This is a genomic window from Flavobacterium caseinilyticum, assembly GCF_004349085.1.
Classification (GTDB): Bacteria; Bacteroidota; Bacteroidia; order Flavobacteriales; family Flavobacteriaceae; genus Flavobacterium; species Flavobacterium caseinilyticum.
Genome location: NZ_SMFM01000010.1, coordinates 42,521 through 59,218 on the forward strand (window position 1 = coordinate 42,521; position 16,698 = coordinate 59,218).

The following is a 16,698-nucleotide window of genomic DNA, read 5'->3' on the forward strand; positions in this document are numbered from 1 at the left end:
GATTTGATGTTTGCTGACTGTATTTTAAAATCAAAAATTATCAATCATGAACTGCTGTTCAATTAATTAAAGTGGATTAGGTAAATTTATTGTTCGCTACTTTATTGGAATTGAAACTTTAAATATTTTTTATAATACAGAACCGAATTCTAATTGTTCTTTTTATTTTATTATATTTAGCCTTTACAAAAGATTTATTACCTGAATTGTATGAGCATGAAAGAAAAGACGCCAACTTATGAGGAATTGCTCCAAAAAACAAAAGATCAAGAAGTTGAAATAGATCGATTATTAAAAAAAGAAGAGTCATTAGCCAGCTTCAAGTTCTTTATTGAAGAATCTAATGATTTAGTATGTATTGTGGGAACTGATGCTTTTTTTAAAGAAATTAATCCTGCTTTTGTTGAAATTTTAGGATATTCGAAAGAAGAATTACTAAATCATTCGTTACTCCATCTTTTGCACCCTGATGACCTTGAAAGGTCCCTAAAAGAAATTGAAACGATTGCGCTGGGTAAACCTGCAATAAATTATGAGAATAGATTTCAGAAAAAAAACGGAGAGTTTGTCACCATTCAATGGACCGCAAACAGCATCTCTGATGGAAATATTTATGCAATCGGAAAAGATGTTACTGAAATAAGGGAAAGTCAGCAAAATTTACTGGCAAACGAAAAATTGTTAAACGACGCGCAGAAAATTGCTAAAATTGGAAGCTGGGAATATAATTTTACTACTAAAAAAATGATATGGTCTGAGGAATTGTATTCTATTTATGAAATAGAAAAAAAATCCAACGAAAATTTATTTGAAGTTTATTTAAGTTGTTTCTCGAAAACGGATATTGACATTTTTCAAAATAAAATAGCTAATGCGATAATTGATAAAGAACCTTTCGAGTTTGAGCAGGCAGCATTATTTCCAAATAATATTATTAAATGGATACATGCAATTGTAATTCCAGTGCTAAATTCTGTCGGAAATGTTTATCTATTAAGAGGAAATACACAAGATATTACCCAGAAAAAACAAATTGAGGAATCCATCAAAGAGCAAGAAGCAAAGGTTGTAGAGTATAAATTAAAATTAATTGAGGATGAAAGTAATGCTAAGTTTAAAAATTACATAGAAAATGCACCCGACGGAGTTTTTGTATTGGACGAAGAAGGAAAATATATTGATGTAAATCCTGCAGCAACCGCGCTGACCGGTTATTCCAAAGAGGAGCTTTTAACGATGAAGTTTGGGGATTTATCACAAATAGCCTCTCTGCCGGATTATTATGACGAATTCCGAAATCTATTAAATCGTGGAATAGCAAAAAAAGAGATTACATCGATTCATAAAGACGGCAGAACATTAAACTTGTCAGTAGAAGCCGTGAAAATTTCCGAGAATCGTTTTCTTGGATTCGCGAAAGATATAACAGAAAGTAAAAGGGCGCAAGATCTTCTGACCAATACTTTTGAGCGTATATCCGATGCTTTTGTAGCCCTGGATAAGAACTGGTGTTATACTTACATGAATACAAAAGCCAGCGAAATTTTCAATAGGAAACCGGAAGAAATGATTGGAAAACACATTTGGACTGAATTTCCCGAGGGTGTAAATCAACCGTTCTTTACGGCGTACCATCAAGCAATGAAAACCCAGCAATATATTTATTTAGAGGAGTACTATACGCCCAATGATATTTGGTTCGAAAATCATATTTATCCTTCGGTTGATGGATTATCAATTTTTTTCAGGGACATTACAAAAAAGAAAAAAGCTGAAGATACTACTGAACGAAGTGAAAAACGTTTTCGGGAATTGGTCGAAAATAATGAGGGAATTATCACAGTACTTGACGAGAATTTATCCACTTTATTTCGCAGTCCCTCTTCGTTTCGTATTACCGGATTCACAAACAAAGAATTAAAAGAGATTGCTAATGAAGACTATTTCCATCCAGATTATTTAAATTATATTGATGAGGCAATCCAAACAACTTTGGATAATCCGGGAGTTCCTCATCCAGTTTTATTTCAGATAAAACATAAAAAAGGGCATTATCTGTGGCTTGAAGGAGTATTTAATAACCTGCTGAAAAACAGCAGCGTAAATGGTCTTGTTTCTAATTTAAGAGATGTAACAGAGCAAAAAGAAGCAACTGAAACCTTAGAAAAAGAAAGAGATAAATTTGCCAAAATTGCAGCAACATCACCGGGTTTGATTTATTCGATGCATCAAAACAATGATGGCGTTATGATTTTTCCCTATGCAAGTGATGCTATTTTGGACATATATGGATTTTATCATCATGAAATTGAAAATGATGCAAATAAGATTTTCGCTCTTTTACATCCAGAGGATTTAGGACACTTTATGATTAAAATAAAGGATACTAAATCGAATCTGGTGCCTCTAAAAGGGAGGTATCGATATTTTCATCCAGCAAAGGGATTAGTATGGCATGATGTAAATTCCTTACCGGTTGTTGAGCCGGACGGAACAGTAATTTGTCACGGAATAATTACAGATGTCACCGACAGAATTGAGGCGGAACAAAAACTGTTAAAGGCCAGTCGCCTTTATTTATTTATCAGTCAGATTAACCAAATGATTGTTCGTGCAACGGATGAAAAAATTATTTTTAAAGAAGCTTGTGAGATTGCGGTGAACTTTGGTAAGTTTAAAATGGCATGGATTGGTACGATTGACTTTGCTAATAAACAATTAGTTCCTGTAATGACGGCCGGAGAAGATAGCGGGTATCTTTCGATCATTACAACAATTTCAATTGAAGATATACCGGGGGGAAGAGGCCCAGGAGGAATTGCTGTTAGGGAAGGGAAATATGTTGTTTGTAATGATATTGAAAATGATCCAATGATGCAACCTTGGCGAAAAGAAGCTTTGGATCGGGGATATCTTTCTTTAATGGCACTGCCAATAAAAAAATCAGGAAAAGTAATTGGAATCTTTTGTTTTTATGCAGATGAGAAAAATTTTTTCGATGCAGAGGAAATTGCATTGTTAGAAGAAGCAACCGGCGATGTGGCATTTGCATTAGAAGTTTTTGAAAAAGAGGCTCTAAGAAAAAAGGCTGAAGAAGCCGTTCTCGAAAGTGAACAGCGTTATCACACACTTACCGAAGTATCTCCTGTAGGAATTTTTAGAACTGATGTAAATGGATTAACCACTTACGTTAATCCATATTGGTGCAAAATTTCAGGACTATCTTTTGACGAAGCTTTAGGAATGGGTTGGTTAAAAGGAGTTCATGAGGAGGATAAAAGTTCCTTGTTCAGAGGATGGGAAAATGCCACAAACAATAAGCAGAATTCATTGTCTGAATATCGGTTTGTGCATCAGGATGGATCTGTTGCATGGGTGATGGGACAAGCTTTAGCTGAAAAAAACATAAAAAATGAAATTGTAGGATACATTGGTACCATCACCGATATTACCGAACGCAAAATTGGTGAAGCTATAATTCTAAGAGAAAAGAAACTTTCGGAATCGGTGATTAATAATCTTCCGGGAATTTTTTATCTCTATGATGAAACAGGAAAATTTGTGAATTGGAATAAAAATTTCGAAGTGGTAACCGGTTATAATAAACAGGAAATTTCTAAAATGAGTCCAGTTGATTTTTATGAAGAAGGGGATAAAGAAATAATCAGGGAGCGAATTAAAGGTGTATTCGAGAAGGATTTACCAGATATGGAGGTAGAATTATTCACAAAAAATAAAAGAAAAGTTCCGTACTACATTAGCTCTCATTCCATTGATTATGGAGGGAAAAAATGTTTACTGGGAATGGGAATTGATCTTACTGAAAGAAAAAAATCCGAAGAGAAAGTTAAAAAAGCAAATGAACGATTCGAGATGATTGCCGCTGCAACTAACGATGCCGTTTTTGAAGTGGATTTATTAACTGGACAAAGCTGGAATAATAAAGTATTTATTGATCTTTTAGGTTTTGGCGGCACTGAACCTGATGAAATAAAAAACACTACAATTTGGCGGTCAAAATTGCATCCGAATGACTCAGAGAGAGTTATAAAAAAATTAGAAGATTCCTATGCAGGAACTACAGATTTATGGTCGGACGAATTTCGTTTACTCAAAGCAGACGGCACTTATGGAATATTTTATGACCGAGGAATCATATCAAGAGATGAATCTGGAAAAGCAATTCGTTTAAATGGAGCATTAACTGAAATTACAGAATTAAATAATATTAAGAAAGCACTGGTTAACAGTGAAGAGAAATATCGAAGTCTTATCGAGCAAGCTTCTGATGCTATTTTCATTAATAATGTGCAAGGTGAGTTATTGGAAGTAAATGAAAGTGCTTGTCAGTTGCTGGGATATTCTAAGGAAGAATTATGTACAAGAAATGTTACAGATTTATACACTATCGAGGAGTTGAAATCCACCCCTATAATGATCAAGGAATTATTGAACGGGGAGCAAACATTGATAGAGCGCAACATGTTGCATCGTGATGGGACATTGATTTCAGTTGAGATTACCGCCAAAATGATTGTTGATGGGCGCATTGTGGCTATAGTACGTGATGTTACCAGCCGTAAAAAATCAGAGGATGAGTTCCGGAAAATGAATAAAAAACTGGAAGGCATATTAGGCGCCATACCGGATTTATTATTTGAAGTCGACATGGCAGGCACAATTTTCAACTACCATTCCCGTCGGGATGACCTGTTGGCACTACCTCCAGAATTCTTTCTGGGGAAAACATTTTCACAGGTTTTACCATCTGATGCTGCAAATTTAATTTTATCAGCAATTAAAGAAGCTTCTTTACGGGGGTATTCAACAGGAAGACAATATTCGTTAGAGTTGCAAAGCGGTTTGCATTGGTTTGAACTTTCCATAGCGCCCATGAAGGAAAGCGATGAACATGAAACACATTACATTTGTCTTTCCAGAGATATTACCGGAGCCAAACAATCTGACCACGCTCTTTTAAAAAGTGAGGAACGCTACCGCGGTTTGTTAAATAATCTGGATGCTGGTATAATTGTTCATGCAGCGGACACCACTGTTATAGTCAATAATGGAAAAGCGGCTGAATTGTTAGGGATGAATGAGGAGCAGTTGAAAGGAATTACAGCCTTTGACCCTGCCTGGAATTTCCTGAATGAAGATAATTCTGTGATGTCCATTGAAAGGTATCCCGTTAATCAAATTGTTGCTACGAGAAAAGCACTTAAAAATTTTACATTTGGCGTGCGTCGACAAGTAACTAATGACGTTGTATGGCTTTTAATCAATGGTTTTCCAGATATGGATTCTAACGGTGATAATTATGAAATCGTGATTAGCTTTATTGATATTACCGAACAAAAAGTAATGGAAATGGAGCTTGTAAAAGCCAAAAAACAAGCCGAAGCCGCCAATAGAGCCAAAACTGATTTCTTGGCCAATATGAGCCATGAAATTAGGACTCCGTTAAATGGAATTATAGGATTTACCCATTTGTTGATGAAATCGGATCTGAAAAAAAATCAATCGGAATATATGTCAACGATTAATGAATCCGCAACTTCGTTAATGCAGATTGTAAATGATGTTTTGGACTTTTCTAAAATTGAATCCGGTAAATTAGAATTAGACATCGAAGAAATTAATTTGTATAAATTAACGAATCAGATTATTGACTTATTTAAATACCAAGCCACTTTAAAAAAGATAGATTTAATACTCACTATTGACAGTGCGGTCCCAAAATATGTATTTGCAGATTCAGTTCGATTAAAACAAATACTGGTAAATCTGTTAAGTAATGCTGTAAAATTTACAAACTTCGGAGAAATACGATTGGATATTACTAAAATTATAGATTCAAAGGACAAATCGTCAAATTTGAGATTTTCTGTAAAAGATACAGGTATTGGTATTAAAGTAGATAATAACGAAAAAATATTCAATTCATTTGTACAGGAGGACAATTCCACAAATCGTAAATTTGGAGGTACAGGATTAGGTTTGGCTATATCAAATCAGTTATTAGCATTAATGGACAGCAAAGTACAACTGATAAGTAAATATGGCGATGGCAGTGATTTCTTCTTTGATATTAAATTACAAAAATTGAAAAGTAAGAAAAAAATACCTGCGCAAGAAATTTTTATCAAAGAGAATGACAATCACATAGCACGAGAAATTCCTATTGAGAAAAAGATTTTAATTGTTGAGGATAATAAAATCAATATGCTTTTAGCAAAAACACTTGTAAAAAAATTATTTCCAAGTTGCACTATTTATGATGCAAAAGATGGAAACGAGGCAGTGGAGCAATACAAAAAAGAAAAGCCCGATGCAATTTTGATGGACATACAAATGCCAAATAAAAACGGTTACGAAGCAACAGCTGAAATCAGGAAATTAAAAGGTGCTGAAAATATTCCAATAATCGCTATTACAGCAGGAATTATGATTGGCGATAAAGAAAAATGCTTAAATGCCGGAATGAATGATTACCTGTCAAAACCAATTATTCAATCAGATTTAGAAAACATATTGTATAAATGGTTGCATAAATGATTTTTTAAACCGCAGTTTATAAACTAAAAGTATGTTTTTTGATTTAGAAAACATACTTTTTTGGCTTAATTGATCGTGGCAATAGCTCAAAAGGTAATTGTAAACTAAAAGTAAGATTAGAAAGTTATTTTTAGAATAGACAATTAAAGAAATTTAAATATTTTTTTTTAGCAGTAACTATCTAAAGAATAATGGTTTGATTTTTTTTAATTTTAAAAATTCCTTTATAAAACTGTTAATAAATTTAAAAAAAATAAGTAAATTAGAGTAATATTTTAATTTACAACAAGCTGTGTTACTTGAATCGGTAACAAATTAAATCAATGGATTGTGAAAATTAATGCTGTAGATTTATAAAAGCATAATGTTATAATGAAAATAATAGAAAATGATAAAATTTTATTGGAAAAAGATAAAATATCAAAGACAGCTAATACGAAATCCACAATGGTAAATAAACTAAATAACTTTCCTATTGTAGGTATCGGATCTTCCGCCGGAGGACTTGAAGCAATGGAACTTTTTTTGAAAAATATGCCGGTGGAAAGCGGCATTGCATTTGTGGTTGTTCAGCACCTTGATCCAACTTATGTTGGTATTTTACCGGAGATATTACAGCGGACCACAGCGATGAAAGTGCTTCAAGCTTCGGACCAACTTGAAGTGAAACCAAACCATGTATATGTAATTCCTCCCAATAAAAGCTTATCCATTTTAAGAGGATATCTCCATTTATTTGACCCCGTTGAAAGCCGAGGACTGCGTTTACCCATTGATTTGTTTTTGCGTTCACTAGCGATCGATAAGGCAGATAAAGGCATTGGTGTTATTCTTTCCGGAATGGGTTCTGATGGAAGTTTAGGAATTAAAGCCATAAAAGAAAATAATGGCTTGGTGTTAGTTCAGGAGCCAGCGACGGCAAAATTTGACAGTATGCCAAAGAATGCAATTGAATCTGTTTTGGTCGATATTGTTGCCCCGGCCGAGGAGTTGCCCGCAAAACTGATTAATCTTCTGAAGTATATTCCACCAATTAAAAAAGAGGTTGTAATCGACAGTAAAAATAAAAGTAGCCTGGATAAAATTATTATTTTGTTGCGCGAGCAGACCGGACACGATTTTTTATTATACAAGAAAACGACATTAATGCGCCGAATTGAAAGACGCAAAGGAGTGCATCAAATTGATGAAATTGAAACGTATGTTCGCTTTTTGCAGGAAAATCCGAAGGAGGTAGAATTACTCTTTAAAGAATTATTGATTGGTGTTACCAGTTTTTTCCGAGATCCTGCCGTTTGGGAAAAGCTAAAAACTGCGGTTCTTCCTGAACTAATAAAGGATTTGCCTGATGGTTATGTTTTGCGGGCCTGGATTACGGCTTGTTCAACAGGCGAGGAGGCCTACTCTTTAGCCATTATTTTCAAAGAAGTTTTGGAAAACATCAGTAATCGCAGAAACCTTTCCTTACAAATATTCGCCACGGATTTAGATGTTGATGCCATTGATAAAGCGCGAAAAGGTTTTTTTACTTCTAATATTGTTGCGGATGTTTCTGCAGAGCGAATCAGTAAGTTTTTCACTCCAGAACCTGAAGGATATAGAGTTAGCGCAGCAATACGGGAACTGCTGATTTTTGCCCCTCATAATGTAATAAAAGACCCGCCATTTACCAAGCTCAATTTATTGATGTGCCGTAATATGCTGATATATATGGAACCACCATTACAAAAAAAAATAATAGAATTGTTTAACTATAGTTTGCTTCCAGGCGGCATCATGGTGTTAGGTTCTGCAGAAACGCTGGGACGTAATACCGAAGGTTTTGAAATACTTGATTCCAAATTAAAATTATTTAAACGTACACAATCATCTATGTCAACCGAATTAACTGATTTTCCAAGTTCTTTTTCCAGAAATAAAATGCGTCAAACTGAAAATAAAGCCGAACCTAAAGTAGTTGAAAATATTCAGACTCTCGCCGACCAAATTGTACTGCAGCGCTTTGCACCGGCGAGTGTCTTCGTAAATGAAGAAGGTGATATTGTATACATTACCGGCAGAACAGGCAAATATCTTGAACCTGTTGCCGGCAAAGCAAACTGGAATATTCATGTGATGGCGCGTGAAGGTTTGAGAAACGAACTTCCGGGTGCCTTCCGAAAAGCATTGAAAAGCACTGATCCGATTGTATTGCGAAATATTAAAGTAGGAAATAACGGAGAATCTAATTTTGTGACCATTACAGTTCAGCGCATTGAAACACCCGGGCCAATAAAAGGGATGGTAATGGTGGTATTTACTGATGTTCCCCCGTTAATCGAATCGAATGCTGTGAATGTTAAAAAAGGGAAGCAAGATACCTCTATGAGGCAGCGGGAACTGGAAGCGGAATTGAAACAAACAAATGAAGACTTAATAAGTTCCCGCGAAGAGATGCAGACATCGCAGGAAGAACTGAAATCCATGAACGAAGAATTGCAGTCAACAAACGAGGAATTACAGTCAACAAATGAAGAATTGACTACTTCCAAGGAGGAAATGCAAAGTCTAAATGAAGAATTACAAACCGTTAATGCTGAACTTCAAAGTAAACTAAGTGACTTTGAACAAGCAAATAACGATATGAAAAACTTGCTTAACAGCACTGAAATCGCTACTCTTTTTCTAGATAAAGAGATGAATATCCGCAGATTTACAGATGCAGTGACCAAAATATTTAAAATACGCGTTACCGATGCCGGAAGACCTTTCACGGACTTGGTAAGTGATTTGAAATATCCTGAAATGGGTATCGATGCTAAAAAGGTAATCAAAAACCTGGTTCCCATTCAAAATACAATAGAAACGCAGGACGGAAGTTGGTTTTATGTCAGAATTATGCCTTATCGAACTTTGGATGACCGGATTGACGGACTTGTCATTACATTTACAGATATAACGGCAACTAAAAAAGCCGAAGAAGCACTGCTAACGGAAAACCGATACAGACGTCTTTTTGAGTCGGCCAAAGACGGAATTTTGATTCTTAATGCTGAATCGGGTAGGATTATTGATGTAAATCCATTTTTAATCCAAATGTTGGGTTACTCGTATGAGCAAATTGTTGAAAAGGCAATTTGGGAAATAGGACCGCTTAAGGATATAGTGGCTAATAAAGACAAATTTTCAGAATTGCAACATAAAAAATTCGTCCGTTATGAAAATTTACCGCTTGAGACTACAGATGGAAAAAAAATTAACGTAGAGTTTATTAGCACCATGTATTTAGTAAACAATCGAAAAGTAATCCAATGTATCATACGTGATATTTCAGATCGTAAGTTGATTGAAGATGCTTTGGCATTTTCTGAAGCGCGTTATCATCATCTTTTTGAATCGGCTACGGACGGCATTTTTTTCCTTGACGGCACAACAGGGAAAATAACGGATGTGAACCCGTTTTTGATGAAATTATTGGGTTACCCAAAAGAAAAATTCACCGGGAAACCAATTTGGGAAATTGATTTTTTTAAAAATATAGTGGCAACTAAAAATAAATTTGAAGAACTGCAAAAGAAAGGTTCCTTTTCATCTGAAAATTTACAAGTTGAAATGAATAATGGACAAAAGATCAGTGTTGCGTTCAGTTGTAATACTTACACTATAGAGCAACGTAAAATAATGCAATGTTTTATGTATAATAAGGAGAATCATTTTCAAAAAGAGCGTGAGCTTGTGCGAAATATTGGAAATAAATAATATTTCTGAATAGTCTATATAGGGAAAGATAAGCGGCAGTATTTAAAAGCTAAACAAAATGGAAAATTCCAATAGTAAATCGAAAGTTTCAACAACCCTTAGGCAAAAAGCGGAGGACTTGTTAAGCAAAAAACAACAGCTAAAGTTTGATTCAAACTTCTCACAAGCAGAAACTTTGAAACTCATTCATGAATTGGAGGTTTACCAAATTGAGCTCGAAATGCAGAACGAAGAACTCTTGTTGGCAAAAGAACAAGCTGAGACGGTTACTGAAAAATATGCAGAACTATATGATTTTGCACCTTCTGGATATTTTACGCTTTCCAAAGATGGAAAAGTCCTTGATGTGAATCTTACCGGCTGCACGATGCTGGGAAAGGAACGATCAAAATTAAGAAATAGTCAGTTTGGTTTTTTTGTTTCGGATGATACAAAAAGCATATTTAATCTTTTTTTAGAAAAAATATTCCAGAGTAAAGTCAGAGAATCATGTGAAGTTAACCTTTTGCCAAATGACAATTCAGTGTTTTACAGTTACCTCACGGGGACGGTTTCTGGAGACGGAGAACAATGCCATATTACGGTTGTTGATATCACGGAACTAAAATTATCAGAGTTTGCCTTGCGCGATAGCGAGAAAAGACACAGAGATTTGCTAAATAATCTGGACGAGGGTATTATCGTTCATGCCTTAGACACTTCCATCAGTATGAGCAATCCGAAGGCTTCAGAATTGTTGGGTTTTACCAAAGAGCAAATGAAGGGAAAACAGGTTATTGATTCGGAATGGAAATTTTTTGATGAAAATAATCTACCGCTACCGCTTGAAAAATACCCGGTAAACCAAATTCTAATTAGTAAAAAACCACTTAAAAATTTCATTGTCGGGGTGAATCGTGCGCTCACTAAAGATACTGTTTTGCTGTTAGTAAATGGTTTTCCTGTAATGAACACCTTTCATGAAATAACAGAGATAATTATCAGTATTATTGACATTACTGAGATTAAACTTATGCAGAAAGAACTAATAAAAGCAAAATTACTGGCCGAATCTGCCAATAAAGCCAAATCCAATTTTCTCACCAATATGAGTCATGAAATTAGGACTCCTCTAAATGGAATTATTGGCTTTACTGATTTGTTGATGAAAACAAACCTCGACACTAATCAATTAGAATACATAAATATTGTCAATGAATCTGCGGTTATTTTAATGGATTTGATTAATGATGTTTTAGATTTTTCTAAAATTGAAGCGGGAAAACTGGAATTAAATATTGAAGAAATAGATCTTTTTTTACTGACGCATCAAGTGATTAGTCTTTTTAAACATCAGGCAAATTTAAAAAACATTGATTTGATTTTGAATGTTGACCAAAGTGTGCCTCAATTTATCTATGCGGATTCAGTACGACTGAAACAGATTCTTGTAAACTTAATAGGGAACGCCTTAAAATTCACAATGGTGGGCCAGATTCAATTGGATATTATTGCAATAGAATCCTCCAATAAAGAGTTTTCGACTATAAATTTTTCAGTAAAAGATACGGGAATCGGCATAAAACACCGTAATCAAGAGAAAATATTTCATTCTTTTGTGCAGGAAGATACTTCTACCACTCGAAAATTTGGTGGAACGGGATTAGGATTAACGATTTCTAATCAACTGTTAGAATTAATGAAAAGTAAGTTGAACCTTGACAGCCGATATGGAAAAGGAAGCAATTTTAATTTTTCAATAGAATTTAAAAAATCAAGCAAGAAAAAAAATATAAAAAGTCCATTTCAAATTGAAGAAAACATAGAATATTTGCCTGAAAATTCTAATCAAACCAAAATATTAATAGTGGAGGATAACAGGATTAATATGCTTTTGGCCAAAAAATTAATAAAAAAAATAATTCCAAATTGCATAATTTTTGAAGCTTGTGACGGAAAAGAAGCTATCAAATTATATAAAAAAGAGAAGTTGGATATTATTTTGATGGACATACAAATGCCGAAAAAAAATGGCTTTGAAACAACGCTTGAAATTAGGAAATTAAGCCATTCTGAAAACCCGCCTATAATTGCATTGACCGCAGGAATATTTGTTGAAGAGAAGCAAAAATGTTTGAATTCAGGAATGAACGATTATATTTCTAAACCCATTATTCAATCTGACTTGGAACATATACTTCATAAATGGGTTAAATGAAAGTTAAGCACTGACAAAATATAGCCACTTTATCCAAACCATTTTTTAGGATTATATTCCTGTTTTTTCAAGTAAAATTTTTTGATAGCATGTTTGTTGAGATGTTCTATTAAATCTTCTACTGAATCAGTCACAAATAGCAGGCTCATATCTTCGTGACTGATACTTTCATTTTCTGACATTATTTTAATATGATGGTATAATTCTTTGTGATAAACAGTATCAAAAATTACAACTGGGAAATTATTTATAATTTTATTTTGAATTAAGGTTAACGCTTCAAATAATTCATCCAAAGTACCCATCCCGCCTGGCATAACAATAAAACCGTAAGAATATTTCACTAAAATAACTTTTCTGACAAAGAAATAAGGAATGTAAATCCATTTATGTAAGTAAGGATTGGGTTTTTGTTCCACAGGCAGGACAATATTGCATCCTACCGAATATCCTCCAGCTTCGAATGCACCTTTATTTGCCGCTTCCATAATCCCGGGACCACCACCTGTCATTACGGTAAATCCTATTTTTGCAATTTCGGCACCAATTCTTTCTGCATTTTTGTAATGTGCTGTTTCTGGACCAAATCTGGCAGATCCAAAAACGGTAATACAAGGACCAATAAAATGCATTTTTTGAAAAGCCTTTATGAAGTTGAACAGTACTTTGAAAACGAAATACAGATTTTTTAGCCGTGTTAACGGCCCTCTTACAAATAAGGATTCGGATCTTGAAAGTCTGTATTGTCGTTTTTGCATAGGGCTCACTAAGATAGGAAAAATAACAGTTGGCTTTTGTTTTTCGGAACCAATAAATGGTTTAAAATGCAATTTACTTTCAACTATGAGACGAGCTGCGGTTAAAATCAGCAAGCACAACTAAATTACAACAAAAGTTCTTCTTCAATATTGTTGGTGTTGCTATTTATTGCTTTTCTCCAAAATAATTTTAATGATTTCTTCCTTACTTAAGACACCGGACTGTCTCCATAACTGTTTTCCGTTTTGAAACAAAATCATAGTAGGAACGCCACGGACCTGATATTGACTTGAAATTTGCTGGTTCTTGTCGACATCAATTTTGATAATCGAAACCCGATCACCTAAACTGTCTTTTACTTCTTTCAAAACAGGACCAAGCATTTTGCAAGGGCCGCACCAAGTTGCAAAAAAGTCTATTAAAACCGGTTTTTCGGATTTGATAATGGTATCGAAATTACTCATATTTATTGTATTTATTGTTTGGAATACTGCAGCCATTTACACCGCAACCTAAATTAAAAATCACCTGAATAAAGAAAAATAGTCCAAAACCAATGAACATCCATTCTTTCAAAATATAGGCTTGTGCGAATAAAAATAAGGCAAAAACTAGGCGAACCCAGCGCATAATATGCCAATTTGTAAATATTAATGTTTTCATTTTTTTTAAAGTGATTTAGTTTGTCATGATTATATCATCATAAAAAACAATATTTTAAATTAATTCATAACCCGCTAGGTGTAATCAAGTATTTCATTTCATTTTAACCACATTTCAACTTCGCTCCGTGCAGGCTAGAAACATAGATTTCAAAATTTTGGCTGTCGTTTAACTTTTTCAGAGAAACCTTAGCTATGTGAATCCAAGAATTGGGCTATATGACTCTTTTTTTCTATGTTTCGATGTGTTTCCATTATTCTATTTAAGATTAATTGATTTTATGGACTACATCCCAAGGTTTAAATTACTGTTGTAAAAGAGGAGCCATAAAATTTATGAATTACAGAATTCTAAAGTCTATATCTTTTCATTCTCATTCCGTAAAATTATGATATACTTTTCTTTTTCAATTCGATAAACAACTCTGAATTCACTCTTGGTGCAATAGAATTATCACATAAATCCATTTTTATAAAATAAAAAACAGCTGCAAAAAGCTTTTCATATTCTTCTTTGCTTCCGCCAAAAGGAGGTCCGGATTCAAACGTTCTGTTGAATAGTAATCCTGCCAGAATTCCTTCTTCAGCCAAAAGTTGGTGCATTTTCCAAACGTATTTTTCACGCATTGTTGGCGGCAAAGCACAGAAAAAAGTCTGCTCAATAATCAAATCATAGTTTCCCTGATGTTCAAAGAAATCTCCCAATACAATCTGAATATTAGGATTATTTTTGAATTTTTCTTTTAAAAACGCAACTGGTGTTGGTGCTATATCGATAATGGTAATATTTGTAAATCCCTGCTCCATGAGATATTCCGCTTCATAACTGTTTCCGCAACCGGGAATCAAAACACGACTATTTTTATTTACAACGGTATCGGCGTACGCTTGTATTGGTGGTGATACTTGGCCTAAATCCCAACCGGTGGTTTTGGCTTTGTATTGTGCTTCCCAATAGGCAGCGTTCAACGGTTTTTCACAAGAAGTATCAGAACATTTTAAGTCGGACATATTATATTTTTTTTCGGGTTGAAATTCCAAACGGGGAATACAATGGGCAAAAACTAATAAAACTGGTCAGTATAAAAATAGCTGCAAAAATTCCTAAAACTAGTGCAAGCGTCCCGCTGATTGTATTGGTAAAATACAATATAGCAATTACTATTGCTATGGCAATCCGAATAATTTTGTCTGTTGAACCCATGTTTTTTTTCATTGTATTCTTTTTATTTGGTTATAAATTATTTCAAAACTTTGCTTTGGCAAACGAAATCCGTTTTAGGAACATCCGTTTTTGCAATAGCATTAAAACCGCCTTCAATTTCGGTAAAATTTCTAAAACCACGCGCTTCCAGAATCGAAGCTGCAATCATACTGCGGTATCCGCCGGCGCAATGCAGATAAAAATGTTCTTTTGGATTAATATCTTTGACCCAATCATTAATAGCCGCTAATGGCTTGCTGTAGGATTCCTCAACATGCTCTGCACAATATTCACTTTCTTTCCGAATATCAATTATTTTGCTTTCGCCAATTTTCACTTCTTTGGCAAATTGTTCCGCTGAAATTCTATTTACGGTATCAATCTCTTTACCGGCTTTTGCCCAAGCATCAAAACCACCTGCTAAATGACCAATCAAATTATCAAAACCTACACGGCTCAAGCGCGTAACAGTTTCTTCCTCTTGTCCCGGTTCGCAGATAATCAGGATTGGTTGTTTCACATCAGCAATTAAAGCGCCAACCCAAGGAGCAAAATCACCGTCAATCCCAATGTTTATGGATTGCGGAATAAATCCTTCGGCAAATTCACCATTTTTGCGCGTGTCTAATAGTAATGCTCCTGTTTCTTCAGCGGCCACTGCAAATTCTGATGGGGACAGCGCACGCATTCCTAAATTCAAAACGTTTTCAAAACTGTCGTATCCTTTTTTGTTCATGGCCACGTTCATACCAAAATAAGCTGGCGGTGGTAACAAACCTTCGGTGACTTCTTGTACAAATTCGGCTTCTGTCATATTCGCACGCAAGGCATAATTAGTGGCTTTTTGGTCGCCAATGGTCGAAACGGTTTCTTTGCTCATATTTTTTCCACAAGCACTTCCTGCACCGTGAGCTGGATATACAATGACGTCATCCGCCAAAGTCATTATTTTTGTTCGTAACGAATGGAATAGGGTAGCGGCCAATTGTTCTTGCGTCATGTGTGCCGCTTTTTGTGCTAAATCCGGTCTTCCCACATCGCCAATAAATAAAGTGTCACCAGAGAAAATAGCGTGATCTTTTCCGTTTTCGTCAATTAATAAAAAAGTGGAGCTTTCCATGGTGTGTCCTGGAGTGTGCAATACTTTTATTTTGATGTTTCCAATGGTAAATTCCTGTCCGTCTTTTGCAGAAATGCAATCAAATTCACAGGTCGCATTTGGACCATAAACAATGGGAGCGCCAGTTTGACGACTCAAATCGACGTGGCCGGAAACAAAATCAGCATGGAAATGGGTTTCGAAAATATATTTCAATTTTACGCCGTCTCTTTCGAGTCGGTCCAGATAAGGTTGAGTTTCGCGTAACGGGTCAATAATTGCAGCTTCACCATTTGAAGTAATATAGTAAGCGCCTTGTGCTAAACAGCCGGTATATATTTGTTCTATTTGCATTATTTCGTTTTTTAAGATTGTGATACAAATGTACTTCTGTTTTTGAGCAAAAACAGTGACAATTGTTACATTGCTATGAGCAGCATGTAAAAAATAAATGCATAAATCGTATTAATGTCGTATTGAA

General features: G+C 34.8%; 9 protein-coding genes. 3 read left to right on the top strand and 6 right to left on the bottom strand.

Annotated features, from left to right (window positions below; all coding sequences use genetic code 11):
- Window positions 1-216: 216 nt before the first annotated feature.
- From E0F89_RS15595 to E0F89_RS15605, 3 genes are all read left to right on the top strand, one after another.
- On the top strand, window positions 217-6,558 hold the full coding sequence (locus E0F89_RS15595; protein ID WP_165930053.1) for a PAS domain S-box protein: 6,342 nt from the start codon (window positions 217-219) through the stop codon (window positions 6,556-6,558).
- A gap of 372 nt (window positions 6,559-6,930) precedes the next feature.
- Window positions 6,931-10,296 (top strand): chemotaxis protein CheB, encoded by a 3,366-nt coding sequence (locus E0F89_RS15600; protein ID WP_131910659.1) that lies wholly within the window; start codon window positions 6,931-6,933, stop codon window positions 10,294-10,296.
- A 58-nt stretch (window positions 10,297-10,354) separates the two neighbouring features.
- A complete protein-coding gene (locus E0F89_RS15605) occupies window positions 10,355-12,493 on the top strand; it encodes a PAS domain-containing hybrid sensor histidine kinase/response regulator (protein ID WP_131910660.1) in 2,139 nt (712 codons plus the stop codon).
- A gap of 29 nt (window positions 12,494-12,522) precedes the next feature.
- Here the strand turns inward: E0F89_RS15605 and E0F89_RS15610 are convergent, their stop codons facing one another.
- The 6 genes from E0F89_RS15610 to E0F89_RS15635 all read right to left on the bottom strand — a co-directional run bounded on the left by E0F89_RS15610 (window position 12,523) and on the right by E0F89_RS15635 (window position 16,571).
- Window positions 12,523-13,125 carry an LOG family protein gene (locus tag E0F89_RS15610; protein ID WP_243699537.1) on the bottom strand — a complete coding sequence of 201 codons (603 nt, stop codon included), beginning with the start codon at window positions 13,123-13,125 and terminating at the stop codon, window positions 12,523-12,525.
- A gap of 288 nt (window positions 13,126-13,413) precedes the next feature.
- Window positions 13,414-13,716, bottom strand: coding sequence for a thioredoxin (gene trxA, locus E0F89_RS15615; RefSeq protein WP_131910662.1), 303 nt, complete (start codon window positions 13,714-13,716; stop codon window positions 13,414-13,416).
- Window positions 13,709-13,915, bottom strand: coding sequence for a hypothetical protein (locus tag E0F89_RS15620; RefSeq protein ID WP_131910663.1), 207 nt, complete (start codon window positions 13,913-13,915; stop codon window positions 13,709-13,711). The genes trxA and E0F89_RS15620 overlap by 8 nt, the downstream gene beginning before the upstream one ends.
- Before the next feature lie 386 nt (window positions 13,916-14,301).
- Window positions 14,302-14,925 carry a methyltransferase domain-containing protein gene (locus E0F89_RS15625; protein WP_131910664.1) on the bottom strand — a complete coding sequence of 208 codons (624 nt, stop codon included), beginning with the start codon at window positions 14,923-14,925 and terminating at the stop codon, window positions 14,302-14,304.
- A gap of 1 nt (window position 14,926) precedes the next feature.
- Window positions 14,927-15,130 (bottom strand): YgaP family membrane protein, encoded by a 204-nt coding sequence (locus tag E0F89_RS15630; protein WP_131910665.1) that lies wholly within the window; start codon window positions 15,128-15,130, stop codon window positions 14,927-14,929.
- Between the two features lie 25 nt (window positions 15,131-15,155).
- A complete protein-coding gene (locus E0F89_RS15635) occupies window positions 15,156-16,571 on the bottom strand; it encodes an MBL fold metallo-hydrolase (protein WP_131910666.1) in 1,416 nt (471 codons plus the stop codon).
- Between the last annotated feature and the right edge of the window lie 127 nt (window positions 16,572-16,698).

What these genes read in the sequence shown, in the direction of transcription:
- E0F89_RS15595 (WP_165930053.1), top strand. Translation starts at nt 217, where the DNA reads ATGAAAGAAAAGACGCCAACTTATGAGGAATTGCTCCAAAAAACAAAA.
- E0F89_RS15600 (WP_131910659.1), top strand. Translation starts at nt 6,931, where the DNA reads ATGAAAATAATAGAAAATGATAAAATTTTATTGGAAAAAGATAAAATA.
- E0F89_RS15605 (WP_131910660.1), top strand. Translation starts at nt 10,355, where the DNA reads ATGGAAAATTCCAATAGTAAATCGAAAGTTTCAACAACCCTTAGGCAA.
- E0F89_RS15610 (WP_243699537.1), bottom strand. Translation starts at nt 13,125, where the DNA reads ATGCATTTTATTGGTCCTTGTATTACCGTTTTTGGATCTGCCAGATTT.
- trxA (WP_131910662.1), bottom strand. Translation starts at nt 13,716, where the DNA reads ATGAGTAATTTCGATACCATTATCAAATCCGAAAAACCGGTTTTAATA.
- E0F89_RS15620 (WP_131910663.1), bottom strand. Translation starts at nt 13,915, where the DNA reads ATGAAAACATTAATATTTACAAATTGGCATATTATGCGCTGGGTTCGC.
- E0F89_RS15625 (WP_131910664.1), bottom strand. Translation starts at nt 14,925, where the DNA reads ATGTCCGACTTAAAATGTTCTGATACTTCTTGTGAAAAACCGTTGAAC.
- E0F89_RS15630 (WP_131910665.1), bottom strand. Translation starts at nt 15,130, where the DNA reads ATGAAAAAAAACATGGGTTCAACAGACAAAATTATTCGGATTGCCATA.
- E0F89_RS15635 (WP_131910666.1), bottom strand. Translation starts at nt 16,571, where the DNA reads ATGCAAATAGAACAAATATATACCGGCTGTTTAGCACAAGGCGCTTAC.